Below are 26,110 nucleotides of genomic sequence, written 5' to 3'. Positions count from 1 at the left end.
TACAAAAAAAGAGCAGAAATAACATAATTTCTACTCTTTCTATTCTTATTGCTATATTTTTCAGACTCTAAAGTCTATTAACTGACAAATTTAAACAAGCATGTCAATAATCCCATCAAGGTAAATATTTTCCACATCTTCAATCAATCCATTGTCACATGCTTCTGTTAATTTTGGATCGATTGGCAGTTTTCCAAGAACAGGAATGTTAAATTTATCAGAAATCTCTTCTATATGACTGTCTCCAAATACTTTAATTTCCTTTCCACAGTCCGGACATTGAATGCAACTCATATTTTCAACGAGACCTAATACCGGCACATTCATCATATTTGCCATATTTACCGCTTTCTCAACGATCATTCCTACCAGCTCCTGTGGTGTTGCCACAACAATAATTCCATCTAAAGGCACAGACTGGAATACTGTCAAAGGTACCTCTCCTGTTCCTGGAGGCATGTCTACAAACATTACATCAATATCTTTCCATAATGTTTTACCCCAGAACTGTTTTACCACATCTGCTACTACCGGCCCTCTCCAGATTACCGGCTGTGTTTCTTCTTCCAGCATCAGGTTCAATGATACAATTTCAATTCCAAAATTAGTCAACGCCGGCAGAATAATTCCTTCACTGTTTCCCAGAAGTCTTTCATGCAGACCAAATGTCTGTGGAATGGATGGTCCTGTAATATCTCCATCTAAAATTCCTGTGTGAAGACCTTTTCTGTTGGCTGCAACAGCTAAAAGAGATGTTGTCATAGATTTACCAACACCACCTTTTCCGCTGACAATTCCAATAACCTTTTTTACACTGCTTTCTCTATATAAAGGTTCCAGAAAATCTGTTTTACTGTTTGCTCTGCTATCACAGTTTGCGCTACAGCTTCCGCAATCATGATTGCACTCACTCATTTGTCTAATCCTCCATTAATTTTAATAATTCTTTCACATTGGCCGTAATATCGCCATTAAATACAGCAGATCCTGCTACGAAAACATTAGCTCCGCATTCTTTTATTGCCTGAATATTATCTGCTTTCACTCCACCATCAACCTGAATATCAACATTCAGCCCTTTTTCTGTTATGATCTTTCTTAAATCGCGAATTTTCTGATTCATTCCCTGAATATAGGACTGTCCTCCATATCCTGGGTTTACTGTCATAATCAGGACCATATCAATTTCTTCCAAAACATGATCCAAAGCACTTAACGGAGTTGCCGGATTTAAAGAAACTCCTACCTTGCATCCGTGAGCCTTCACCTGCTGAATTGCTCTGTGAAGATGTTTTGTTGATTCGGCATGAAGTGTGATTAAATCTGCTCCGGATTTTACAAATTCATCAACATATCTTCCTGGTTCTTCAATCATTAAATGTACATCAAAAACAATATCTGTCAAATCTCTGATGGATTTAATAACCGGAAATCCAAAAGAAATATTTGGCACAAATGTTCCATCCATAACATCAATATGAAGCCACTGAGCACCTGCATCTGCAGCTTCTTTAACATCTGCACCGAGTTTTGCAAAATCTGCGGATAAAATAGATGGGGATAAAATATATTCCATAATGCTTCTCCTTCTGTTTTCTTAATGAATCTTTCCTAAAACAAGGCAGAGACCTGGAAAAGTAACTTTCCCAGGTTCCCTATCTACCTTTGTATATTATTATATCATAGCTTGTTCAAAAAGTAAGTTCTAAAAATAAATATAAAACATTTTATGTAAATATCAGTTTCTCTCCTTGATTTTGCCTATCTGCTTTGCCACATTCCAGATATGATCTCCAATTCTTTCAAAATCCGTTAACATTTCAGAGAAAATAATACATGCTTCGTCATTGCATTCCCCTCTTTTAATTCTCTCCAAATGCTTCTGATAAAATTCTTCTGTTTTCTCATCCACATAGTTTTCTGAATCATGAATGGCTTCCAGCCATGTGGCATCATCCGTTGTTATTTCCTGTACCGCTCGGAACATACCTGCACATATCATTCTCATTTCTTCTATTTCTGCAAGAGATTCATCTGAAAATTTAATATTATTTTCTTCTATCAGTTTTGTATAGTCACAGATATTTACTGCATGGTCTCCTATTCGCTCAATATTTCCTGTGATATCAAAATATGATCCAATATTTTTAGAGTTTTTCTCATTGGTCTCATGAATCATCATTTTAGAAATTGCTCTGGAAATTTCTTTATTTAAATAATCAATGTATTCTTCTCTTTTTTCAACATCATCAATAGACTGGCTATTTCCCTGAAGACATGCCTGGAAACTCTTTTCAACATTAATTCTTGCCATTTCAAGCATTCTGGAAATTTCTTTTTTCATTCCTTCCATATATATAGCAGCTGTACCGATTGTTGCATCTACACTGGTGTCGACTTCTTTCATATACTTAAGATGCTTATGGTGCTCTTTCTCTTCTTCTTTTTCCGGAAGAATTTTTACAGCCAGTACTGCCAGCTGATTTCCAAACGGAATCAGCAGAATACTTGTTGTAATATTAAATAATGTATGCATATTGGCAATCTGTCTTGTAATACTTGATCCGCTAAACGCAGCCACATAATCTGTTAACGGGAATACCAGGCAGACCACAGTGAATATCACCGTTCCGATAATATTAAACAGTAAGTGAATGATCGTTGTTCTCTTTGCATTTCTTTCTGTTCCAATGGAAGCCAGTACTGCTGTAATACAAGTACCGATATTTTGTCCAAACAATACAAAAGCTGCATTTCGCAAACTGATAACACCGCTTAACGCCAGTGCCTGCAAAATTCCTACAGATGCAGATGAGGACTGAATCAATGCTGTAAAGACCATTCCTGCCAGAATACCTACTGCCGGATTAGAAAATCTGGTCATTAAATTAATAAATGGCGGAAAATCCCTCAGCGGCACCATTGCATCACCCATCATATTCATTCCGATAAATAAGATTCCAAGTCCTGCAAATATCTGACCGATATACTGGATTTTGGGATTTTTCATGAATACAATCATTGCTACACCGATAAAAGCAATTAATGGTGCCATGGCTCCCACGTCCAGGGCAATCAGCTGTCCGGTAATTGTTGTTCCTATGTTTGCACCCATAATTATCCATACAGCCTGATTTAATGTCATCATCCCTGAGTTTACAAATCCAACAGCCATAACTGTTGTCGCAGAAGATGACTGAATAACTGCTGTAATAACAGCACCCACTAAAACACCTAGAAAACGATTGGAAGTCAATCGTTCCAGAATTTCCTTCATTTTATCTCCTGCCGCAGACTCTAATCCTGCACTCATCATCTGCATTCCATACAGGAACAATGCCAGGCCCCCTAACAGCCCTAATATTATTGTACTGTTCACTTTTTTCTCCTTTTGATTTTTAACTAAAATTTAACTACATTTTTACGACATCTATATTTTACACGATTTTATAGTACTGTAATGTTAAATTTAGGTAAAATGTTCGTTAACTATAAAAGGAAAGGACAAAGCGGACAAATCTGCTATCAACTCCCTGCATCTCTCACTCATGAGTGACTTGCCATACAATGAAAAAAATCCCCAGTAGATTAAATTAATCTACTGGAGATTTTATATACTTTTCAAACTTCGTCTACGACTCGTTTTCGCTAAATGCTTAATGCCTATTTGTCAGACATTTCTTTTAATTTAGCATATTTTTCTTCAGCATTCTTCTTAGACTGTGCGAACAGTTCTTTTGCTCTTTCAGGGTTCTGACGAGCAAGAGCGTTGTAACGAACTTCACCCATGATGAACTCTTCATAATCTGTTGAAGGAGCTTTAGAATCTAAGTGGAATGGATTCTTTCCTTCTAATGCTAATGATGGGTTGAATCTGAACAGATTCCAGTATCCAGAAGTAACAGCTTTCTTTTCTTCTGTCTGAGCAATCTTCATACCACCTTTGATACCATGGTTGATACATGGAGCATAACCGATAACTAATGATGGTCCTGGATAAGCTTCAGCTTCTGCGATAGCTTTTACTGTCTGGTTGTAATCAGCACCCATAGAAATCTGAGCAACGTATACATATCCGTAGCTCATTGCAATTGCTGCAAGGTCTTTCTTCTTGGTTGGTTTACCAGCTGCCTGGAACTGAGCGATTGCACCTACATTAGTAGCTTTAGATGCCTGTCCACCTGTGTTAGAGTAAACTTCTGTATCAAATACGAAGATATTTACATCTTCTCCAGATGCTAATACATGGTCAACACCACCGAATCCGATGTCGTATGCCCATCCGTCACCACCAAAGATCCACTGAGATTTCTTAGATAAGTAATCTTTCTTAGCAAGGATTTCTTTAGCAGCGTCACATCCACAAGCTTCAAGAGCTGCAACTAATTTTTCTGTAGCTGCTCCGTTCTTGCTTCCGTCTGTATATGTGTCTAAGTATTCAGCTGCTGCTGCTTTAACATCAGCGTTTTCTGTTGTTTCAGCTAATGCAACAACTTTTTCTTTTGTCTGTTCTCTTAATGTGTTCTGTCCTGTGAACATACCTAAACCAAATTCAGCATTGTCTTCGAACAGTGAGTTAGCCCATGCAGGTCCCTGTCCTTTAGCGTTTGTTGTATATGGTGTAGCAGGTGCAGAACCACCCCAGATAGAAGAACATCCTGTTGCGTTAGCGATGTACATTCTATCACCGAATAACTGAGTAATCAGTTTAGCATATGGTGTTTCACCACAACCAGCACAAGCTCCTGAGAACTCAAGTAATGGCTGTCTGAACTGGCTTCCTTTAACAGAATCAGCTTTGAATTTAGCTAATACTTCTTCTTTTGCTGGTAAGCTCTGTCCATATGTGTAAACTTCCTGCTGATCTCTCTGGCTGTCTAATCCTTCCATAGTAAGAGCTTTTTCACCCTTCTTACCTGGACATACATTGACACAAGATCCGCATCCTAAACAGTCAAGAACTGTAACTGTCATAGCAAATTTATATCCTGGCATTCCTGTCATGTCAGCTGCTTTTGTAGCTGCTGGAGCTGCTGCTAATTCTTCTTCAGTCATTGCAACTGGACGAATTGTAGCATGTGGACATACATATGCACAGAAGTTACACTGGATACAGTTATCTGGATTCCAAGAAGGAACGTCTACTGCAACTCCACGTTTTTCAAATGCAGATGCACCGTGTGGCATATGTCCGTCAACGTATGGTAATAAATCACTAACTTTCAGTGAGTTACCAACCTGTCCGTTTACTGGATTCTGAATATTGTTGATGTAATCAACAAGTTCTTTTCTTCCTTCTTTTGCTTCAATGAATAAGCTTTCTTCTTCACAATCAGCCCATTCTGCTGGAACTGGAACTTCAACGATTGCTTTTGCACCAGCATCAATTGCATCATGGTTCATCTTAACGATGTGATCACCCTTCTTGCTGTAAGAAGCTGTTGCTGCATCTTTCATATATTTGATTGCATCTTCTTCAGGGATGATTCCTGATAATTTGAAGAATGCAGACTGAAGTACAGTATTGATACGTCCACCAAGTCCGATTTCTTTACCGATCTTAATACCATCGATAATGTAGAATTTGATGTTGTGCTGTGCAAGGTAAGCTTTTACCTGTCCTGGAAGATGATCTCCTACTTCTTCTGGAGCCCAGCTGCAGTTAAGAAGGAATGTTCCACCATCTTTTAAGTCCTGAACCATATTGTATTTTGTTAAATATGGTGCACAGTGACAAGCAACAAAGTCAGCTTTGTTGATCAGGTATGTAGATTTGATTGGGTCATCTCCGAAACGTAAGTGGGACATTGTAACACCACCGGATTTCTTAGAATCATAATCAAAGTATGCCTGAGCATATTTGTCTGTATGGTCACCAATGATCTTGATAGAGTTCTTGTTAGCACCAACAGTACCGTCTGCTCCAAGACCCCAGAATTTACAAGATACAATGCTGTCTGGAGCTGTTACAGGAATTTCTCCTCTTTCAAGAGATAAGTTTGTAACGTCATCCACGATAGCTAATGTAAATTCATTCTTGTCAACATTCTTGAATGTTGCAATGATATCAGCTGGTGTAGTATCTTTAGAACCTAATCCGTAACGTCCACCGTTGATTGTGCAGCTTTCGAATTTTGTTCCTCTTAATGCATTAACTACATCTAAGTATAATGGTTCTCTTGCACCAGGTTCTTTAGATCTGTCTAATACATTGATAACTTTAGCTGTATCAGGGATAGCTTCAACTAATTTTTCAGCAACAAATGGTCTGTAAAGACGAACTTTAACAACACCAACTTTTTCTCCCTGTTTCATTAAGTAATCGATTGTTTCATCGATTGTTTCACAAACAGATCCCATAGCGATGATAATGCTTTCAGCATCTTCAGCACCATAGTAGTTGAATAATTTGTAGTCTGTTCCAATCTTAGCATTTACCTGATTCATGTAATCTTCAACGATTGCAGGGAATGCGTTGTAAGCAGAGTTACAAGCTTCTCTTGCCTGGAAGAAGATATCTGGGTTCTGAGCTGAACCACGAAGAACTGGATGTTCTGGGTTTAATGCTTCTGCTCTGAATTTTTCGATTGCATCATAATCAACCATATCAGCAAGGTCGTCATTATCCCACATTTCAATCTTCTGAATTTCATGAGAAGTTCTAAATCCATCGAAGAAATGTAATACTGGAACTCTTCCTTTGATTGTTGCCAGATGAGCAACTGCTCCTAAGTCCATTACTTCCTGAACACTGGAGCTACAAAGCATTGCAAAACCTGTCTGACGACAAGCATATACATCAGAGTGATCTCCAAAAATATTCAATGCATGAGATGCAAGTGCACGAGCAGATACATCAAATACACAAGGCATCATTTCACCAGCAATCTTGTACATATTAGGGATCATAAGTAACAGACCCTGAGATGCTGTATAAGTAGTTGTTAATGCACCAGCAGCCAAAGAACCGTGAACAGTTCCTGCAGCACCTGCTTCAGACTGCATTTCAACTAATTTTACAGGGTGTCCAAAAATGTTTTTCTTACCCTGTGTTGCCCACTGGTCAGTTGATTCTGCCATTGGTGAGGATGGTGTAATAGGATAAATTGCAGCTGTTTCAGTAAACGCATAAGACACGTGTGCAGCGGCTGTGTTACCATCCATGGTTTTCATTTTTCTTGCCATGTTTCTCTTCCTCCTAAAATAATCTCGTATGATGGTTGTCATACATTTGTTGCATCCTACATATAGTGGTAGGAACTATTGTAACAACTATAAGTTGCTTAAAACATAAACAAAGCCGTATACATTATCTGCATACAGCTCTATTTTACAATATTTGCATAATTTTTTAAAGGAATTTCTTATATTTTCGGGTATTTTTTTTTGTACGTTAGAAAATTAACAATTCCTTTAAAATCCATTTTTTATTTTTGTTTTGCGGTTGTTGCAGCAGCTTTGTGTTCCTCAAATGTTTTTGTAAATATATGGGTTCCTTTTCCGGATCCATCTGTCCTGTAATATAAATACTCATGTTTCTTTGGATGCATCGCTGATTCCCACGCTGAACTTGCTCCGTTGCAAATCGGTCCAACCGGAAGTCCTTTATTTTTATAAGTATTATAAGGAGAATCAACTTTTAAATCTTTATTGTATACTCTCTTGGCATCATATAATCCATCTGTGGTTACATAGAGTACTGTAGGATCAATCTGAAGCCTCATATTACGGGCAAGTCTATTCTCGATTACACCTGCGATCACCGGTCGTTCCTTTGTGACGCTGGATTCCCTCTCAATCATGGAAGCTATAATTGCCAGCTCATACATTGTATGCTTGCCTTTATAGGTTTTTGACAATGTTTTATATTTCTGTTCAAAATTATCCAGCATTTTCTGAATCAGATCTTCCGGCTTAGATTTCTTGTATATTTCATAGGTATCCGGATACAAAAATCCTTCCAGCTGATATTTTGTACCTTTTACTTTCGGGATATCCTTTATCCATTTGTTCTCATACAAACTTGTATCTTTTACAGCTGCTACAAAATCCTTTGCCTTAAAAATTTTCTGATCTTCCAAACGTTTTGCCATCATATCAATAGAATAGCCTTCTGGAAACATAACCTTCACTACCCGGTTTTGTTCCGCAATCCGTCTTGCCTCTTCTTCCTTTTTCTTCTTATACTGCAGTCCCAGAACAACACCGGCAGTAATCAACGCCAAAAGTATAATTCCAATAATAATCGGTAATTTAGATTTTCGGTTTCTTCTGCCTCGTCTTCTATGATTTTTTTCATAATCCAAATATAAATCCATAAGAACCTCCATTTTCGACATAATCCGATATTGTCATTATACTTAATAATTTCACAAAGTACATCCCTTTTTTAAATTTTCTTAATATTTTTAACGAACTTGTAACTTCTTATAATATTTTTTATCATTTCTTTTACCTAACTAATTTCATTCTCTATTCTGTACTTTTTATAAACTTTCTATTATAATCAAATCATACCGCTTAACGGTAATATCTGAATTTATTATAAATTATAGAAAGGAAAATTGTTATGGCAAATCCAATTGTAACCATCACTATGGAAAATGGTGATGTAATGAAAGCAGAATTATATCCGGAGATTGCTCCAATTACTGTAGAAAATTTTGTAAATCTTATTAAAGACGGTTTTTATGATGGTCTGACTTTCCACCGTGTTATTGAAGGTTTTATGATCCAGGGCGGTTGTCCAAAAGGAGACGGAACAGGAGGACCAGGTCATACCATCAAAGGTGAATTCAGTGGAAATGGCGTAATCAATAATCTGAAACATACACCTGGTGTACTGTCTATGGCTCGTACCATGATGCCGGATTCTGCTGGTTCCCAGTTCTTTATCATGCACAAGACTTCTCCTCACTTAGACGGACAGTATGCTGCATTTGGTAAAATAATTGAAGGTATGGATGTTGTAAATAAAATTGCAGAAACTGCAACAGATTACTCTGACAGACCTTTAGAACCTCAGATTATGAAAACTGTAACTGTAGAAGAATAGATTTTTAAGAACAGAGGATAAAAATGAACGGTAAATTGATTTTTGTTGATGTGGATGATACTTTATTCAGCAATACCACATCCAGTGTTCCTGATTCTGCCGTTAAGGCAATTAAACAAGGGCAAAAAAACGGTCACAAATTCTTTATTAATACAGGCCGGCCATTTTCTTATTTTGAAGACGAGATCCTTGAAATTGGATTTGACGGTCTCTTATGTTCCAATGGAGCTGATTTGAGAATCGGAGGAGAAAGTGTTTTCCACAAAACACTTCCTGATAATGTCAGCCGTGAACTGGAACATCTTGCTATAAAATATGGTATTTCCGGTTGCCTTCAAGGTTCTGAATGCCTTTACTTCAAAGATCATGACAGAAATTTTCATCCTCACTACACTTATATGATAGATTCTTATGACCGGAATCCGCAGATGCCTCATCAATTTACCTGGGACAATCCTAAACCATATGAAAAAGGCAGTTTTTTCTCAAATAATTCGGACCCTTCCAGTGACATGGCTGCATTTGTTCATGCTGTAAATGATATGGAGTTTGGCTTTGACTGTGTACGCATTCGTGATGACCATTATGAAATGCTTCCAAAAGGATATCACAAAGGAACCGCCATTGAATTTACTGCAAAATACTTTGGGAAGACTGTGGAAGATTGTTATGCTTTTGGTGATAGCAACAATGATACAGAAATGCTCATAACAGCTGCTCACGGTATCGCCATGGGAAATGCATGTGATGAACTGAAAGAAGTTGCTGACTATATTACTACAAGTGTAGATGATGATGGATTATATCATGGATTAAAACATTTTCAGCTGATATAATCACAAGAAATGTATCTTATGTGCAACCCTATGCCTTTGGTAAGCTGAAAGAAAAAACATCCCTTCGGAAACCAGGATTCGATTCTCCGAATCTCAACATGTTTCCTCTGGGATGTTTCTTTATTTTACCTATATGTTATTTCTCAAATTTTTTCTTCCGAAGCATTAGTACAAGAAGCAATCCGCTGCTTGCCACAGATATTAGCGCTCCAAGCCTTAGTCCCGGTGTTATATAATCCAGCTGTATATGATGCTTACCGGAAGATAGTTCAATTCCCATAAACATTCTCTGTATTCTCTTTATTTTAACCGGTTTTCCGCAGTCAAATGCTTTCCATCCTTTTGAATAAGGAATAGGTATGCAAAGGATTTTTTTATCCTTTACTGTAATATCTCCTGAGAAATGGTTTCCTTTATCATATTTAATGTTCTTTAATACCGGTTGATCTTTCCGCTCTTTTACAGTTGTTTTTAACTCTTTTTTATTTACTTCTATCAGAGAGATCCTATCAATTGAATATGTCCCTGGCACATGAAATCTAATGTTTATATTCCCTTCTTTTTCTCCATGTCTTCTTTCTAGCTTAATTATATAATTTCGTTTTCCAAAATAATATGAAGAACCTTTTTCCTGAAGAATAACAGAATATTTCCTTCCATTTGCCCAAATCCTCATTCTTATCTTATTTTCAGGGGATGACAGCTTCCATTTTTTGTTCTCATGATTTTGGGCTGTAACACCTATTCCTTCTATTCGAATATAGCTTTCTTTTTCAGGATTCAATGGTATATTTATTTTTTCCCACTGTGCCTTCCCCTTTTCAGAAACAAATCTGGAAGTATGTTTTCGTAATGTTTTTGTTTCTACTGAAATTTCAGGAGTTACAACCGGAAGGCTGCTACCTTTCTCTTCTACAACTGCATATTTCAGCAACGCCTCTTCTTTTTCCAGCGGATTCAGTTTTTCGTATTCTGATTCTGTTATACAACTATCATATGTATAACCAAACGGAAGAGCATTTTTATTTTCATACAATACACAACCATTCATTTCCTTTATTTTCTGATAGCTGCCTGAATCCGCAGGTGGATCGCTTTTCTTTCGTATCTGGTATTTTACAGAAAAGAGACTTAACAGACCTTCTCTTTCATCAAGTTTTCGAAAACGGAATAAATATCGGTAATCTGTGCTTTCTAAATCTCTTACTGCCTGAGATACATTTTTGTCTGTAATGCTAAAGTAGTTGGTTGTATTTGGAATACAATCAATCATGCCCCAATTATAATTCCTTGTTGACTTTGCTTCGGTACGATACAGTTCTTTAGTGCTGTGCTGGTCCAGCAATCCCACTTCCTTACCACATAGCACATTATATGCCTGTCCCCTCTGCAAATACTCTTTTAATACCGTAGACTTCTTTGGTGAAAAATGGTAGATTCCTGCCACTCCTATAGAACCACATACTACAGACAATATAAGCCAATGTCTGACAGCACTTTTTTGAATATTTTTCATATAATTAACAAGTAAAACCATGATCAGTGTGCCCGTCAGAACAACTGCTGCCGCCTTTACTCCTTTTCCTGCTGCAGCCAGCAGATTTTCCCGTCTGGATGCCAGAATAACTGCTAAAACATACCCTTCTGTTATCACGATTATTCCTGCCGCCTGAATCCTTGTTAAAGATAACAAATCTGGATACATTTCTGTTACAGTAATTGCCACCAGAAAAGTAACACTAAATATCCACCGGTTCATTGGATAAGAAAAACCATGTAATACATAACTGCACATTGGAATACTTAAAAACAAAATTGCCAGTATAAATGCAATTTTATAATCTGTTCTTTTCTTTTTTTTCTGTAAAAATAATGTCGTCACTGCCAAAACCGATAATGGAACAAAGTTTAAATTCGTACCTCTTTCCACCTTATCAAATCCAATAAACTGGAACAGTCCCCTAAGGTAATATGACAATGAATAGCAAAAATACATACCGGAATTTCCTGAAGCTCCACTTCTGGCATTTCCTAAAAATCCAAGAATCACAGGAAGTAATATTATAGCCGAGATTCCTACTCCAAGAAGATACCATCCTGCAAATTTCCCAACAATTCTGATAAAATTTTCTTTTCGTTCATAGTGCCGGAACCGAATCAATGCATAAATAACCGCAAAAACAGTTAGCATATAAAAATAGTAAAAATTACTAACTGCACTTATAGTTACAGTAAAAATAAAACAATATGGTTTTTCTTTACGAAATATCTTTTCAATTCCTATAAACAAAATCGGAAGATAAATCATAGGATTTAGGAAAAACGGATGACGCATTGCTGATTGAAATAATACACCACTGAAAAGATAAATCAGACTTCCAATAAGAATCCCATTATTGTCTTTCTTCATATATCTTCCATAACAGATAAAACTGATCCCCACCAGATACATTCGAAGTATCAAGCCAAAATCATAAAAATATTCTGCGTTATATTTATTGGAAAATATATAAATCAGATTTATAGGATCCCCGATGGCATAATAGTTTAAAGTTGTCAGAACATCTGCACCATACCCTATACTCATATCCCACATAGGCAATTTCATATGCCCTTCCAGCAGATTCCCAAAAAACTCTCTTATATATTGTCCCCAGTAAATTACTGCATTCAAATGCTGTGCCATGCCATCTTGAGCACCAATCCCCCATACAAAAGATTTGCCGGAAATATAAAATGGATAGAACACAATCATACACAATATTACAAAAAGAAATGAATATGCCAAAAATAAATATTTCTTTTTCATATTAACATATCTCCTTTGCAATATAGATCGGGCGGTGTTTTGCTTCCAGATATGTTTTTGAAAGATAGAGCCCAAGCACTCCGATTCCCATTAACTGTATTCCACTTAAGAATGTAATCAGACAGACCAGTGACGGCCAACCGGCAACCGGATCTCCAAAAATAAGAGCTCTCATCAGAACAAAGATAAAAAAAGCAAATGCTGCAATGCAGACAACCACTCCAATTAAAGAAACAATGGTCAAAGGTACTGTTGAAAATGCAATAATTCCCTCCATAGCATATTTAAACAGCTTCCAGAAAGACCACTTTGTTTCTCCGGCAATTCTCTCAACATTCTCAAATTCTAACCATTCTGTTTTGAATCCAACCCATCCGAAAATTCCCTTGGTAAATCGGTTGTATTCCTTCATAGACAAAATCGCATCTACCATTTCCCGCTTCATCATACGAAAATCTCTGGCTCCATCTACAATATCAGCATCAGAAATTCTATTGATAATACGATAAAATTTCCTGGCAAAGAAAGATCGTATCCGTGGTTCTCCTTTTCTGTTCACCCTTCGAGTTGCAACACTGTCATATCCTTCTTCCTCAATCAGCCGGACCATTTCCGGAATCAGACATGGCGGATCCTGCAAGTCAACATCCATCGTAATAACATAGTCTCCCTGTGCATGTTCCAGACCTGCATAAAGAGCAGCTTCCTTGCCAAAATTTCTGGAAAAAGAGATATACCTGACTCTATGGTCTTTCTCTTTCAGTTTTTTTATCTGCTTCAGAGTATGATCCCTGCTTCCGTCGTCTACAAAGAGCAGCTCAAAGTCTATCCTGTTCTTTTCCTGTTCCATCACCTCGCACATTGCATCGTAATATAGTATCACTGCTTCCTCTTCATTAAAACAGGGGACAACACATGTACACCTTTTCTTCATCTTAAGTCCTTCCCTTTCCGTTCTCTTATTATCTATATGATCAAAAAACATTTTCATATCCGGTCATAACACATAAATGCTTTACCTATATAATATATACAAATGAAACAGCTCTTTTATCTCATTTTTTTTGAAAAACATAAAAAAACTGAAGGACTCTTTAAATTACTGCAAAAAGTATCTTTTACCCGTCTCTGTCTGCGCCAGTCCTGCCTGACTGGTTTCTTTCAATGCACATGGCATAAGATCTCCTACTTCTGCCATTGCATCAATTACTTCATCTAATGGTACTTTACTCTCTATTCCAGCCATTGCCATATCAGATGCTGTTATCGCATTGACTGATCCAATAACATTTCTCTTAATGCAAGGAACTTCTACCAGTCCACCTAAAGGATCACATACCAGTCCAAGAAGACTTTTTAATGCAAAAGCTCCCGCATCCATAATCTGCTGAACTTTTCCACCTCTTATATAAGTGATAGCCGCTGCTGCCATACAGGATGCAGATCCTATCTCTGCCTGACATCCTCCCTGAGCACCGGCTATACTGGCTCTGCTGGCTATAACCTGTCCGACACCTGCTGCCACATACATACCTTCCAGCATTTTTTCTTCCGGGATACTATGAAACTCTTCATAAGTAAGCAAAACTGCCGGCAGCACCCCACAGGCACCTGCCGTTGGAGCTGCCACGATTCTTTTCATGCAGGCATTGGACTCTCCCATTTTCAATGCATTTGCCATTACTGTCCCAACAAATTCTCCTGTGAGATTCTGTTTTCTTCTGACTTCTTCCATCATTTTTTCTCCATCGCCCCCAGATAGACCGCTGGCAGATTTGAGATTTTTATCATAGCCTAAATTGGCTTCTTTCATAGCCAGGTACATTTCACTCATTTTCCCTATGGATTCAAGTCTGGTTACCTGACGTTCCTGCATATCATCTTCTAAAATCACCTGCCAGAGACTCATATTTTTTTCCTGTGCAATGGACACCATTTCCTTCACAGATGTAAAACTCATAATCAGACCTCCTTATCTTTCTTTGGAAGATACGTTACTTTCTGAATTCCCTCTAAATGACTTAACCATTTGATAGACTCTTCAGGGATTTCCTGATCACATTCAATAATCATAACCGCATCTCCTCCCCGGTGGTCACGGTACAGCTGCATGGTTGCAATGTTTACTGATTTATGTGCAAGCATTGAAGTTACTTCTGTTACATGACCCGGCTGATCAATATTGTGTACGACCAATGTGGTATATTCTCCTGAGAAATTAGCATCCAGACCATCAATGGTACATATTTTAATTCGTCCTCCGCCAAGGGAACATGCCACAATTTCCAGTTCTCGCCCGCTTATCCCTGTTAAAAGTAGTTTTACACTGTTTGGATGGGCATGTTTTAATTGAATGGTACCAATATTAAAATCCATTCCATTTTCCTTTGCCAGCTGAAAACTATCTGGAATCCTTATATCATCCGGTTCCATATCCATAAGCCCTGCAACCAGTGCTTTATCTGTTCCATGTCCCTTCCCTGTTGCAGCAAAAGAACCATGGAGCAGAATCTCTGCTTTTTTTACTTCTTCTCCTAAAAGCTGTCTGGACACCTGCCCGATTCGCACCGCTCCAGCCGTGTGGGAACTGGATGGTCCGACCATTACCGGCCCAATTATATCAAATAAATTCATATGCTCACCTTCTGTCTAATCTTAAAATGTCACTAAGTTCTGTACCTTCTCTCTGGAAACAATATCATAAGAAGTTTCCAGTTTTCCTTCCATATATCCAAAAGAAACCGTTTCTCCTTTTGTTGTTGTATCAGTTATCCACTCTTTACAGGAACTGTGCAACTGGATAATTCCCGTTTCTCTTCGAATCTTATCTGCATTTTCAGGATTTATGCCCGATCCTGCCATCAGTTCTATCTGTTTACCGTATTTTGTCTGCAATTCCTTTAACAACGAAATCCCTTCTTCGGCAGTTCTTTGTAACCCACTGGTCAAAACCCGGTCAATTCCTATCTCAATAAGTTTTTCCATGGTTTCATATGGATCTTTCACACAATCAAAAGCTCTGTGAAAAACAGCTTTCCCACCTTCATCATGAATCAGTTCTGTAAATTCCTTTACCTTTCGCTCATCCAGACTACGATCTTCCTGTAAAAATCCAAATGCAATTCCATCTGTCCCATAAGCCGCCAGTAGTTTTGCATCCTCAAGCATCTGTTCATACTGATAATCGCTATAACAAAATCCTGCACCTCTGGCACGTACCATAGAAATTACTTCCAAATCTGTATATTGTTTTACCATGATCAGACTTCCCAGGGAAGGAGTCAGTCCCCCAACGGAAAGGGCACTATTTAATTCAATGCGGTCTGCGCCGCCTTCATATGCAGCCATTGCATCTTCAAAGCTTCCACAGCATATTTCTATCATAAATAATTCCTCCTATATTTATTCAAAATCATTACACTGTTTTTGTATTATTATATTTCGTGAACTACCCACCACTTATAGAAGTGGGGGCTTCATGAGAACAGCGCATGGCAATTAAGCCATACGTATTCTCATAGGCGTTGCCACGACGCCTCTACTGTATAGTGCATCTAAGCACACAACATTACTTTTACGAAGGATATTGAGCGCACCGTTTACATCTGCATTGAATTCATAGCCCGTGGAAGTCCGATAGAGTCCTCTTTTCACTCTTTTTCCGCTGAATGTTGCAGGTGTTTGGCTATCTTCTTCGCCATAGACAGGCATAACATCCCTATCAAAAAAGGAAGCTTTGGATGTATAGCTTTCTTCACGCAGCATATAGTGGATGCCATAGAGGGCACAAAGATACTCCAATTTTTTGCGGATCTCACCAACTGGGATATTCATCAAGTTCTGATTGTTTCGATGTCCGATATTGGAATTCTTCTGCAGATCCTTATTGTAGCCGATGACTACATGACCAATCTGGTTATCGATGCAGTAATTGATGATATAGCGACAAGTCTTGTTGATATAGTCATTCACTGCATTGTTGCGTTTTCTGGCAAGGATAGCCTGGCGTTTGGTGCTTCCTTTGATGCCTTGCAGGTCTTTGATGCTCTGCAGCCTGGCGTTTTCCTTGTTGTACCACTGGTTGATGGATTTGATGTGTTTTCCGTCCACGATGAAAGAAGCACCTTCGTCAGTGACGCAGGTAGCTAAGTTATTGATTCCAAAATCAATGGCAAGTGCTTTGTTTGGATTGATCTGTATTTCGATAGGTTCAGCTTCATATGTATACTGAATTTCGAAAAACCTTGCATTGGCTTTTGGAATGATGCGGATCTCTTTGATCTTTTTATCCATCAGGATTGGTGGGATGGTGATAATGATTGGTTTATGGTTCTTTTTGAACGCATTGGAGTAAGGGAGGATGAATTGGTTCCCATTTAAGCGTACAAATCCCACTACCAGCGTCATGTATCCGTCTTTTGGCAGATAATGAGGCAGGGAAATATCCTGGAAGCTGTATTCTCCCTGTCTGGACAATTTTAAGAGTCCAAAGAAGGATTGAAAAGTTCCGTCTACTTCTTTGAGAATCTGTTGGCCCATGTTACTGTTTAACAGCTTATAGTTTTCGCTGTTTTTAAGGAGATGATAGTTTTTGGCGTAAGGAAGATATTCTTCCGTCTGGAAGAAATGCTGACGAACACTGTATAAGCCCTCGTTGTAGAGGTTTTTTGCAGCATGACAAAGTTCACGAAGGATGAGGTATTCTTCCTTCGTCAGACGTTTCAATTGCTGTTTTACACAAAGATAGTGTTTGTCCTTTTTCTTTCCTTTCATACTTACTCTTTCTCTCCTTGATCCTCGATGTACTGCCGAATGACATCCATGGTGACACCGCCTGTGGTCAACAAGCAGAAAGAACGGCTCCAGAACATTTCCTTCCAGAGTTTCTTCCGGATGGCCGGATATTCTTTCTTGATGAGACGGCTACTGGCAGACTTGTAGGCGTTGATGAATTTGGATAATTCACTCTTTGGGTGTGCCTGGAACAATACATGGACATGATCAATGTCATGATTCCATTCTTCCACGGTAATGTGATAGTTACCGGCCACGTTTTCAAAGATTTCTCTCAGTCTGTCAGAGATAGTGTCATCCAGTACACGCCTGCGGTATTTGACTACCATCACCAGATGATAGTGCAATGCAAAGACTGAATGGTTATTTGTTTGTAATTCCATTGGTATCTAGCCCTTTCTACATTTAAGACTGATTTTATTATAAGGGAATTTTTTGAAAATTTCAACCAGATACTATACGTTTTTATTGCCGTTCGAGGTATAATTGTATATTGATTATCATTGAGACGAACTTGAAGAGTGCGTAGTGGATAGGGTGGGATTGCGAAAATGAGTTTGAGTTGGCAAAAGCTTTTTATGAAATAGCCCAAAATGAAAGAGAGGAATACAATAGGCTCGAAATCTGTTGATAATTTAATTGATTCAGCCAAAACCCAAGCGCCAGCAACACGAGCAATGCAGCGTGAAATGGTGCGATGTGGGATTGGACGAGGGTAGGCGTATGAGCCGGAAATTCCGGCTCTATTTTCTACTAGGGCACGGCTTCGGCAATTCATCTCACCACTTATCCCGCTACGGGCTTGAAGTGGGAGTATTTTTGCTAGGTCGTTTGATAAAAACGAAGCGGACAAGTCCGCTTCAACGTGCATCTGGTCGCATCTTACGCAAAGTGTTTTTTGTTACATAGGAAATCCAAAAGGATTTCCCAAGTAACAAAAACTGCCGTATAAAAAATACGGCAGTCAAAGCAATTTATGTTTTAGAAATTAAAGCCTTTAATGGTAGCAAAATAATCTTCTGGAGTTTCAGCACGACGAATCATTTCTGTTGTTCCATCTTCTTTTAATAAAATTTCAGCAGATTTTAATTTTCCATTATAGTTATATCCCATGGCAAATCCATGAGCTCCTGTGTCATGAATTACCAGCAAATCTCCCATATCGATTTTTGGAAGTTTACGGTCAATGGCGAATTTATCATTATTTTCACAAAGAGAACCTGTTACATCATACATGTGATCACATGGCTGATCTTCTTTTCCCATAACCGTAATGTGATGGTAAGCTCCATACATGGCAGGACGCATTAAATTTACTGCACATGCGTCTACACCGATATATTCTTTGTGTGTATGTTTTTCATGAATTGCTTTGGTTACCAGATGTCCATTCGGTGCCAGCATATAACGTCCCAGTTCTGTAAAGATTTTTACATCTCCCATTCCTGCAGGTACTAAAATCTCATCAAATGCTTTGTGCACACCTTCTCCGATAACTGCAATATCATTTCCTTCCTGATCCGGAAGATAAGGAACTCCAACACCACCGGAAAGGTTAATAAATCCAATATGAACTCCTACTTTTTCTTTCAGTTCAACAGCCAGTTCAAACAGCTGTTTTGCCAGAGTTGGATAATACTCGTTTGTTACTGTATTGCTTGCAAGGAAAGAATGGATACCAAATTCTTTTACTCCCAGTTCTTTTAATCTTGTAAATGCTTCAAACATCTGCTCTGTTGTCATTCCATATTTAGCATCACCAGGGTTGTCCATAATATCTGTTCCCAGTGAAAAATATCCGCCTGGATTGAAACGGCAGGAAATCTTTTCCGGAATTCCAGCAGTTTCTTTTAAGAAATCAATATGTGTAATATCATCTAAGTTAATCGTAGCTCCCAGCTGTTTTGCCAGTTTAAATTCTTCAGCAGGAGTATCATTGGATGAGAACATGATTTCATCCCCTGAAAAACCACATTTATCAGACATCATCAGTTCTGTTAAAGAAGAGCAGTCTGTTCCGCAACCTTCTTCCTTTAAGATTTTTAAAATCGTTGGATTTGGTGTTGCCTTTACTGCAAAATATTCTTTAAATCCTTTATTCCATGAAAATGCTTTATATAATCCTCTTGCAGTTTCACGGATTCCTTTTTCATCATATAAATGAAATGGTGTCGGATATTTTTTTACGATTTCATCTAATTGTTCTTTTGTTACAAATGGTTTCTTTGCCATGTCAATTGTTTCCTTTCATTTTTAATAATTCTATTTCATTTGCTAAAGCATCTTTAAATACTTCAACAAGATTGTTATTGCTGGAATAAAGACAAGTTGCCTCATATTGATTGGTGATTTCGCCCGTCAGTACATCATTGGAATCTGTGATCAAACGAATCTGTTCTTTCCTGCATTCTGTCAGATAAACGGTAGCTCCTGTCAATTCAAAAGGTTCATTGGTTATGATTACCACTTTCTTACCCTGTGCTGTCATTTTTTCCAGATATACACGAAAAGATTCCAATCGTTCATTATATATGGATACATAAGCACGTTCTTTGGCATGAGACAGCATATCAATGATCTTGTCACAGATATGTTCTTCACCTCTGATCGTTAAATACCCTCCTTTGTTCTCTCTTTTGGAAGGCATCTCTGTAATCAGTACTTTTTTTCGGTTCTCCATATGACGAATCTTATTGTTACAAAACTCCTCTACCGGAACCGGTGTATATTTTACAGTATCTTCTTCCTGCATACGGGCAGCACCTTTATCCACCAGCCCTGCCAGTGCATTATAAGTATTTGATCTTGAAATACCACTTAATTTAGCGGCTTCATATCCATTGAGATTTCCTTCTAATGTAAGAAGAACATACAAACTGGCCTCATGTCTTGTCAGTCCAAACTCCATCAGACATTCCACATTATCCATCGTTTCACCTCGTGTTCCTATCTAGGAATACTATAGTTTAGAAAAAAAAGAATGTCAAGATGAACTTGACATTCTTTTTAGAAAATATATCATTTTCTACCATGTATCTCAAATCTTCTACCCTTATTATTCTGCCTTTTATACCCACCAAGGCCATTTGCACAACATAATTATGTATTCCATGTCCTTTCCCCCTCTAAAAGCATCATAATCCTCTTATGCAAAACATTCAACCAACTTGCGATGAACGTTTATTTTTCCTGATGAACGTTTCATTTTTTTATATCAGGTAGTACGATCTCAACCCTGAACAGATTCCCTTTATCTTCATATTGTATATCTCCATGATATTTTTCTATAATTTCCTGTATATTCCTGCTTCCAAATCCATGATTCTTTTCGTCACGCTTACTTGTTTGTAAATGTTTCTTTGTCTGAACGATTCCTTGTTCCGGATCCTTTTGATTTTCCTCAATGATAACCAGATTATGATCCATAACTTTAACCAGGATCCAGATATCTTTTTGGGTAAGATTCCTCACTGCTTCTTCCGCATTTTTCACCAGATTCGAAAACAAAATACAGATTTCACTATCTTTCAAAACAAGCTCTCCCGGTATCAGTCCTTTCCAGTGAAATACTACATCTTTATCCGCTATCCAATCATTAATGACAATATCTGCCACTTCATTTCCGGTATGTACTATTTTTTCCTTTCCCTGGATTTCTCCTAATAATTCTTCCAGATTTTGCTGTACTCTGTCATATTGACCCTGCGTAAGAAATTCATATATACACCGAAGCCGACTGTTCATATCATGACGGAATTTTTTTGTATGTTCTTCTTTCTGTAACAACATTTTGTAGTATTGTTTCTGCTCGTCTAAGAACTTCTGGTTCCACTGCAGCTCATTTTCATACACTTCTCTCTGACTGCGTTCGTTCAGCATTTTAAAAATCAGCCCCAAAATGCCAAGTCCCAATAAGATAATGCCCAACAAAAACCATATCCTGATTTTCATGGAATCCCAATTTCGTAATCCTGCTGTGACAAGAGGATTTACACATAGAATGATTCCTATTAAAATAATGACCATATATAACAAATCCTGAAATTGATATGGATCATTTTCCTTTCTGACCCGTTGCCTGCATAATGCAATAACCACAAGCAGACAGAGGCTCACTGCTTCTTCCACATTAGAAAAAAGTTCGCTTACATACATCTTGTCAAAATCCAGCTGAAAGATGATGATGATCGCGTAGGATAAAACGGCATCAAATATTCCCACAGAAAACACTGCCAGAAATCCATAGATGACTTTACCAAATATGACTACATTGGTTATAAAAAGCAAAAGGATAACAATAGGGTCAATCTGTTGAGGAAAACACCATGCTGCCACAAAGCTAAGTCCCATTCCAATTCCTATCATGATATAGTTATTTTTTCCTTTTGTTAAATTAATTCCAATGATCCCCCGAAGACAAACTATCATTTTCAGACATTCCACAAGATAAATTATCATCCAATATGTACATTTCATAATCATTTCATCTTTCCTCTCATACCTCTCATAAATATTCTGCCTGACTCTTAATGAACTGAAAATATTGTTTTTTCATTTCTTTCCGGCGTCTTACAGAAACCGCTACCGTTTCTCCATGTTTTAGATAAACTTTGTCATTTTCCAACTTTAAAATATTCTGCATATTTACGATATAACTTTTGTGACATTGATAAAATCTTTGATCCAGCCGCTTATTTATTTCCTTTAATGTTTCTTTTACAATAATATAATCTTTTTCCAGATGAAGTGCCATCTCATCTCCTAAAGATTCAATATACTGAATATCTTTTATCTTAATAAAGTATTCTTTCTTTCCTGAAAAAACTAAAAAATCATTTTCTTCCCGGTATTCCCGCAGTGCTTCTGTCAAAGCCTCCTGAAATCCGGCTTCCATGTCAGAATCCTTGTATAAATACCGAAATGCCTGAACTTTAAATGCTTGCTGTACCCATTCATCATGGCTGGTTATATAAATGATCCTTCCCGGTCTTTTTTGTTTTTTCCAAACCAATCCAATTTCAAATCCATCTATATTTCCCAATTCTACATCCAGAAACAGTACCTGGAAGACCTGATCAGACTGAATTAATTCTTCTCCTGTTTTAAATAGAAAAATTTTAAAATTTATCTGCAGTTTTTCTGAAGTTTCCATACAAAAGGTTTTTATTTTTTCTCTCCAGAACTCCTCATCGTCACATATGGCAATATGATATTGTTCTTCCATAGTTTCCTCCATATATTTTTTCTAGAACAAAGCGGACAAGTCCGCTATCAACTCCCTGTATCCCTCAATCATGAGGGACTTGCTCCGCTTTGCGTGCCGATGTGCAGCAGTTTTAACTGCTTTCCTTTGCACATCGTGCACATCCGCGCGGAGCGTTTTTTATTACATAGGAAATTCAAAGGAATTTCCTATGTAATAAAAAAAAACACCTCTGCGGAGAGAATTCACAGAGGTGTTTGTCGTTATATCATGGTCAGATCTTATTCGTCTGCTTTTCCGTCAGATCCGAATAATTTAATCTTTGTGATAACCATATCTTTGATTGCTTCTGCTCCTGGAGCTAATAATTTACGAGGGTCAAAACCTTTTCCTTCCAGGTCTTTTCCTGCTTCGATATATTTACGTGTAGCTTCAGCAAATGCGATCTGGCATTCTGTATTAACATTAATCTTAGCTACTCCAAGAGAGATTGCTTTTTTGATCATATCATCAGGGATACCTGTACCACCATGTAATACTAATGGCATATCTCCTGTTAACTTCTGGATAGCATCTAATGTTTCAAAGCTTAATCCTTCCCAGTTTTCTGGGTATTTTCCATGGATATTACCGATTCCTGCTGCAAGCATTGTTACACCTAAATCTGCAACTGCTTTACATTCTTCAGGATCTGCACATTCACCTTTACCGATAACTCCATCTTCTTCTCCACCGATAGAACCAACTTCAGCTTCGATAGACATTCCTTTTCCTTTTGTAACTTTTACAAGTTCTTTTGTTTTTTCAACGTTTTCTTCGATTGGATAATGAGAACCATCAAACATAACAGAAGAGAATCCTGCTTCGATACATTTGTAGCATCCTTCATAAGAACCATGATCTAAATGAAGTGCAACTGGTACAGAGATGTTTAATTCTTCTAACATTCCGTTAACCATTCCTACAACAGTTTTGTATCCTGTCATGTATTTTCCAGCACCTTCAGATACACCTAAGATTACAGGAGATCTTGTTTCTTCTGCTGCCAATAAAATAGCTTTTGTCCATTCAAGGTCGTTGATATTAAACTGTCCAACTGCATAATGTCCAGCTTTTGCCTTGTTTAACATTTCTTTTGCTGATACTAACATAGTTTGTCCTCCATATAATTCGTTAATTATTTCACATCGTATTTATTATACTCTATTTACCTCAGGGTTGCAAGAGTCCTGTCCTATTCTTCTGGTGCCAGAGTCTCCAGCAGATATTTTTCTGCTTCTTCACACCATACATTATTATTTGCCTGACAGATTTCTGCCAAACGTGCAAACATTGGATTATCTTTTCCAAGTTTTTCAAAATCTTCAATTGCTGTTAATTCCAGATTAATATGAGGGTAAATCAGTTTCTTTCCTCCCGGGATTTTAGGAAGATTCAAAATTGTCTCTGGTGCTGCATTAATTCCTCCAATATGTGTGATCATATAAGATGGATTGATTTTTCCTGCTTCAGATAATTCCAGAGATTCAATCATATCAGCTGGAGCTCCTCCAGAAGTTCCACAGATATGTGTGCTTTCATAATGTACATTATAGAAATTATATTTTGCTTTAAAATCATTTACTGTAGGTCCTGCAAAGAAGTTCAGACATCCGTCATTTCCAAGCAGATCATCTCCCATTTCAATTAATGGAATAACCGGTGCAAATACGAATACTTCATCATAACCTTTTCCGTCGTTTAAAGCTTTTAGATCCTCTACCGCATTATCATTGTCTGCAGTATTTACATAAATCAGTTCTACACCGTTTTCTGCTGCATCTTCTGGTGTAATCAGTGATTTTGCACGTTCCAGTCTTTCTTCGTTAATATCTGTTACAACAACTCTCTTTGAATTGTATGATCCATGCACAGCATAATCAATTGCACCCAGTCCCATAGGTCCTGCACATCCCAGAAGTGCTACGCTTCCACCATCCTTTAATCCCATCTGATGTTCATAAACATAAGGAGTTGTATGATAAGTTGCATGGAACGCACCAATGATACAAGACATTGGTTCTGCAAGAGATGCATTTGCAAAATAAGTTCCTTTATATGGAAGAACACATCCAAGGTCAATCGAAACTTTTGGAATAATACAATATGTTGCATTTCCCCCATAATATTCATAGCTGTATCCGGCAGAATATCCGCTTTCCAGTCCCATTGCAGGCTGTAATACAAACTTGTCTCCTTCTTTAAACTGATCTTTTAATTTTTCTCCAACTTTAACAATATATCCGCCAAATTCATGTCCTGTAATCGTTGGATGTTCCGGACTGACGTCATCTGGTACTCTCTTATGTTCCCCACCACGTAATGCTGCTTTGTATGTAGATAAACAGATACTATTGGACACAACTTTTACTAAAAGTTCTTCCTCTCCGATTTCCGGCAGATCCACTTCTTTTACATACACCTGATTTTTTCCTGCAAGAACTGCTGCTGTTGATTTCATGCTCTTTACCTCCCATTCAAACATGTGTTTTCATTCTACAATTTACCATACTGCTGCTACAGTAAAACATAATCCCCATCATCTTCAACCTTTAACATAAGGTCCCCTGGTAATGAATCTTCTAAAACTCTTTTTACATTTACACTGTCTGTATTATAGTACCATGCTTCGGCATCTTCCCTTGAAAGTCCACCTTTCATTTTTCTTCCAATCAGTCTATTCTTTAATGTTTCTTCTTTTGAACGAATCAGGATTGTATAATCTGCCACATCCTTAATGGATTTCCATGGTTCCTCACTTAATAAAAGCCAGTTTCCTTCAATTAAAATAATATCCTTTGTAACCTCTATTACATCTTCCACCACATCATGAATGTTTCTATCATAAATCGGCCATAAAATATTCTGTGTTTTAATACTTTTCACTTTCTCCTGGAGTTTGTCCGTATCATAAGTTTCAGGACATCCTTTCACCGTTTTCATCGGTACTGTCTTTCCAAGCACAACTGCATCATGAGAATTAATATAATCTGAGTGATAATGAAATCCATCCAGTCCCAGTGCCTGAACTTCTGTCACATCTTCTTTCTGTGATAAATATTCCAGAAACTGACATAAAGTTGTCTTTCCTACTGCCGGTGGTGCCGCTAAAAATACTACGATTCTGGAATCTTTCTCCTTTTGTATCTTTGTCAGTTTCTGCAGCAATGGAAGAAAAACATTCTCAATGGTTTCCTGATTATATATAGTCTCCATTTCAAATCCATTTACTGTGAATAAATATTTTTTCCATTCTTTCATTGCAATACCTCTTTCTCTTTTATCACAACTTCTTTTTGTTTATGTTTGTTTTTGTGTCCGTTTATTTTTGTTTATGTTTTGATTATATTTGTTTTATGTGATTATGTCAATAA

At 37.6% G+C, this 26,110-nt stretch carries 21 protein-coding genes; 2 read left to right on the top strand and 19 right to left on the bottom strand.

The window, feature by feature from the left end; genetic code table 11:
- Positions 1–90: 90 nt before the first annotated feature.
- The 5 genes from BHF70_RS08800 to mltG form a co-directional block, all read right to left on the bottom strand.
- Entirely contained in the window at positions 91–915 is an 825-nt protein-coding gene (locus BHF70_RS08800; protein ID WP_075759871.1) for an Mrp/NBP35 family ATP-binding protein, read from the bottom strand.
- Positions 916–919: 4 nt separating this feature from the next.
- Positions 920–1,576 carry a ribulose-phosphate 3-epimerase gene (gene rpe, locus BHF70_RS08795; RefSeq protein WP_075759870.1) on the bottom strand — a complete coding sequence of 219 codons (657 nt, stop codon included), beginning with the start codon at positions 1,574–1,576 and terminating at the stop codon, positions 920–922.
- A gap of 162 nt (positions 1,577–1,738) precedes the next feature.
- A complete protein-coding gene (locus tag BHF70_RS08790; protein WP_075759869.1) occupies positions 1,739–3,379 on the bottom strand; it encodes a Na/Pi cotransporter family protein in 1,641 nt (546 codons plus the stop codon).
- Between the two features lie 284 nt (positions 3,380–3,663).
- Positions 3,664–7,185: a pyruvate:ferredoxin (flavodoxin) oxidoreductase gene (gene nifJ, locus BHF70_RS08785; protein WP_075759868.1), complete on the bottom strand. Its 3,522-nt coding sequence runs from the start codon at positions 7,183–7,185 to the stop codon at positions 3,664–3,666.
- Positions 7,186–7,427: 242 nt separating this feature from the next.
- Positions 7,428–8,318, bottom strand: coding sequence for an endolytic transglycosylase MltG (mltG, locus tag BHF70_RS08780; RefSeq protein WP_075759867.1), 891 nt, complete (start codon positions 8,316–8,318; stop codon positions 7,428–7,430).
- Positions 8,319–8,569: 251 nt separating this feature from the next.
- On the opposite strand from mltG, the gene BHF70_RS08775 reads away from it, so the two are divergent.
- Complete coding sequence (locus tag BHF70_RS08775) at positions 8,570–9,055, top strand: peptidylprolyl isomerase (protein ID WP_075759866.1); 486 nt, start codon at positions 8,570–8,572, stop codon at positions 9,053–9,055.
- Between the two features lie 23 nt (positions 9,056–9,078).
- Entirely contained in the window at positions 9,079–9,891 is an 813-nt protein-coding gene (locus BHF70_RS08770; protein WP_075759865.1) for an HAD family hydrolase, read from the top strand.
- Between the two features lie 136 nt (positions 9,892–10,027).
- Here BHF70_RS08770 and BHF70_RS08765 read toward each other — a convergent pair whose 3' ends face one another.
- The 14 genes from BHF70_RS08765 to BHF70_RS08700 form a co-directional block, all read right to left on the bottom strand.
- Positions 10,028–12,700 (bottom strand): YfhO family protein, encoded by a 2,673-nt coding sequence (locus BHF70_RS08765; RefSeq protein WP_075759864.1) that lies wholly within the window; start codon positions 12,698–12,700, stop codon positions 10,028–10,030.
- A gap of 1 nt (position 12,701) precedes the next feature.
- Positions 12,702–13,634, bottom strand: coding sequence for a glycosyltransferase family 2 protein (locus tag BHF70_RS08760; protein ID WP_075759863.1), 933 nt, complete (start codon positions 13,632–13,634; stop codon positions 12,702–12,704).
- 165 nt (positions 13,635–13,799) lie between these two features.
- Entirely contained in the window at positions 13,800–14,660 is an 861-nt protein-coding gene (sdaAA, locus tag BHF70_RS08755; protein WP_075759862.1) for an L-serine ammonia-lyase, iron-sulfur-dependent, subunit alpha, read from the bottom strand.
- Positions 14,661–14,662: 2 nt separating this feature from the next.
- Positions 14,663–15,334 (bottom strand): L-serine ammonia-lyase, iron-sulfur-dependent subunit beta, encoded by a 672-nt coding sequence (gene sdaAB, locus BHF70_RS08750; protein WP_075759861.1) that lies wholly within the window; start codon positions 15,332–15,334, stop codon positions 14,663–14,665.
- A gap of 21 nt (positions 15,335–15,355) precedes the next feature.
- A complete protein-coding gene (locus BHF70_RS08745; RefSeq protein WP_075759860.1) occupies positions 15,356–16,084 on the bottom strand; it encodes a copper homeostasis protein CutC in 729 nt (242 codons plus the stop codon).
- A gap of 114 nt (positions 16,085–16,198) precedes the next feature.
- Entirely contained in the window at positions 16,199–17,473 is a 1,275-nt protein-coding gene (locus tag BHF70_RS08740; RefSeq protein WP_075759859.1) for an RNA-guided endonuclease InsQ/TnpB family protein, read from the bottom strand.
- Between the two features lie 2 nt (positions 17,474–17,475).
- Positions 17,476–17,877: an IS200/IS605 family transposase gene (gene tnpA, locus BHF70_RS08735; protein WP_075759427.1), complete on the bottom strand. Its 402-nt coding sequence runs from the start codon at positions 17,875–17,877 to the stop codon at positions 17,476–17,478.
- Positions 17,878–18,475: 598 nt separating this feature from the next.
- Entirely contained in the window at positions 18,476–19,726 is a 1,251-nt protein-coding gene (locus BHF70_RS08730; protein WP_075759858.1) for a diaminopimelate decarboxylase, read from the bottom strand.
- Position 19,727: 1 nt separating this feature from the next.
- On the bottom strand, positions 19,728–20,423 hold the full coding sequence (locus BHF70_RS08725; RefSeq protein ID WP_075759857.1) for a TrmB family transcriptional regulator: 696 nt from the start codon (positions 20,421–20,423) through the stop codon (positions 19,728–19,730).
- Between the two features lie 272 nt (positions 20,424–20,695).
- A complete protein-coding gene (locus BHF70_RS08720; RefSeq protein ID WP_083638387.1) occupies positions 20,696–21,976 on the bottom strand; it encodes a GHKL domain-containing protein in 1,281 nt (426 codons plus the stop codon).
- Positions 21,977–21,998: 22 nt separating this feature from the next.
- Entirely contained in the window at positions 21,999–22,718 is a 720-nt protein-coding gene (locus BHF70_RS08715; protein ID WP_075759856.1) for a LytR/AlgR family response regulator transcription factor, read from the bottom strand.
- Positions 22,719–22,978: 260 nt separating this feature from the next.
- Entirely contained in the window at positions 22,979–23,848 is an 870-nt protein-coding gene (gene fba, locus BHF70_RS08710) for a class II fructose-1,6-bisphosphate aldolase (protein ID WP_075759855.1), read from the bottom strand.
- Between the two features lie 83 nt (positions 23,849–23,931).
- Positions 23,932–25,197: a zinc-binding dehydrogenase gene (locus BHF70_RS08705; RefSeq protein WP_075759854.1), complete on the bottom strand. Its 1,266-nt coding sequence runs from the start codon at positions 25,195–25,197 to the stop codon at positions 23,932–23,934.
- A 56-nt stretch (positions 25,198–25,253) separates the two neighbouring features.
- Positions 25,254–25,997 carry a nucleoside/nucleotide kinase family protein gene (locus BHF70_RS08700; RefSeq protein ID WP_075759853.1) on the bottom strand — a complete coding sequence of 248 codons (744 nt, stop codon included), beginning with the start codon at positions 25,995–25,997 and terminating at the stop codon, positions 25,254–25,256.
- Between the last annotated feature and the right edge of the window lie 113 nt (positions 25,998–26,110).

The organism is Anaerostipes sp. 494a, assembly GCF_001940315.1.
Classification (GTDB): domain Bacteria; phylum Bacillota; class Clostridia; order Lachnospirales; family Lachnospiraceae; genus Anaerostipes; species Anaerostipes faecalis.
The sequence above is the reverse complement of the archived record's forward strand: the minus strand, read 5'-3'. Positions and strand labels throughout refer to the sequence as shown.

Coding starts and splice junctions, on each gene's coding strand:
- BHF70_RS08705 (WP_075759854.1), bottom strand. CDS start 25,197: ATGAAATCAACAGCAGCAGTTCTTGCAGGAAAAAATCAGGTGTATGTA.
- BHF70_RS08760 (WP_075759863.1), bottom strand. CDS start 13,634: ATGAAGAAAAGGTGTACATGTGTTGTCCCCTGTTTTAATGAAGAGGAA.
- mltG (WP_075759867.1), bottom strand. CDS start 8,318: ATGGATTTATATTTGGATTATGAAAAAAATCATAGAAGACGAGGCAGA.
- BHF70_RS08730 (WP_075759858.1), bottom strand. CDS start 19,726: ATGGCAAAGAAACCATTTGTAACAAAAGAACAATTAGATGAAATCGTA.
- BHF70_RS08720 (WP_083638387.1), bottom strand. CDS start 21,976: ATGATTATGAAATGTACATATTGGATGATAATTTATCTTGTGGAATGT.
- sdaAA (WP_075759862.1), bottom strand. CDS start 14,660: ATGAGTTTTACATCTGTGAAGGAAATGGTGTCCATTGCACAGGAAAAA.
- sdaAB (WP_075759861.1), bottom strand. CDS start 15,334: ATGAATTTATTTGATATAATTGGGCCGGTAATGGTCGGACCATCCAGT.
- tnpA (WP_075759427.1), bottom strand. CDS start 17,877: ATGGAATTACAAACAAATAACCATTCAGTCTTTGCATTGCACTATCAT.
- BHF70_RS08770 (WP_075759865.1), top strand. CDS start 9,079: ATGAACGGTAAATTGATTTTTGTTGATGTGGATGATACTTTATTCAGC.
- BHF70_RS08745 (WP_075759860.1), bottom strand. CDS start 16,084: ATGATAGAAATATGCTGTGGAAGCTTTGAAGATGCAATGGCTGCATAT.
- nifJ (WP_075759868.1), bottom strand. CDS start 7,185: ATGGCAAGAAAAATGAAAACCATGGATGGTAACACAGCCGCTGCACAC.
- BHF70_RS08725 (WP_075759857.1), bottom strand. CDS start 20,423: ATGGATAATGTGGAATGTCTGATGGAGTTTGGACTGACAAGACATGAG.
- BHF70_RS08765 (WP_075759864.1), bottom strand. CDS start 12,700: ATGAAAAAGAAATATTTATTTTTGGCATATTCATTTCTTTTTGTAATA.
- BHF70_RS08775 (WP_075759866.1), top strand. CDS start 8,570: ATGGCAAATCCAATTGTAACCATCACTATGGAAAATGGTGATGTAATG.
- BHF70_RS08740 (WP_075759859.1), bottom strand. CDS start 17,473: ATGAAAGGAAAGAAAAAGGACAAACACTATCTTTGTGTAAAACAGCAA.
- BHF70_RS08700 (WP_075759853.1), bottom strand. CDS start 25,997: ATGAAAGAATGGAAAAAATATTTATTCACAGTAAATGGATTTGAAATG.
- BHF70_RS08715 (WP_075759856.1), bottom strand. CDS start 22,718: ATGGAAGAACAATATCATATTGCCATATGTGACGATGAGGAGTTCTGG.
- BHF70_RS08800 (WP_075759871.1), bottom strand. CDS start 915: ATGAGTGAGTGCAATCATGATTGCGGAAGCTGTAGCGCAAACTGTGAT.
- rpe (WP_075759870.1), bottom strand. CDS start 1,576: ATGGAATATATTTTATCCCCATCTATTTTATCCGCAGATTTTGCAAAA.
- fba (WP_075759855.1), bottom strand. CDS start 23,848: ATGTTAGTATCAGCAAAAGAAATGTTAAACAAGGCAAAAGCTGGACAT.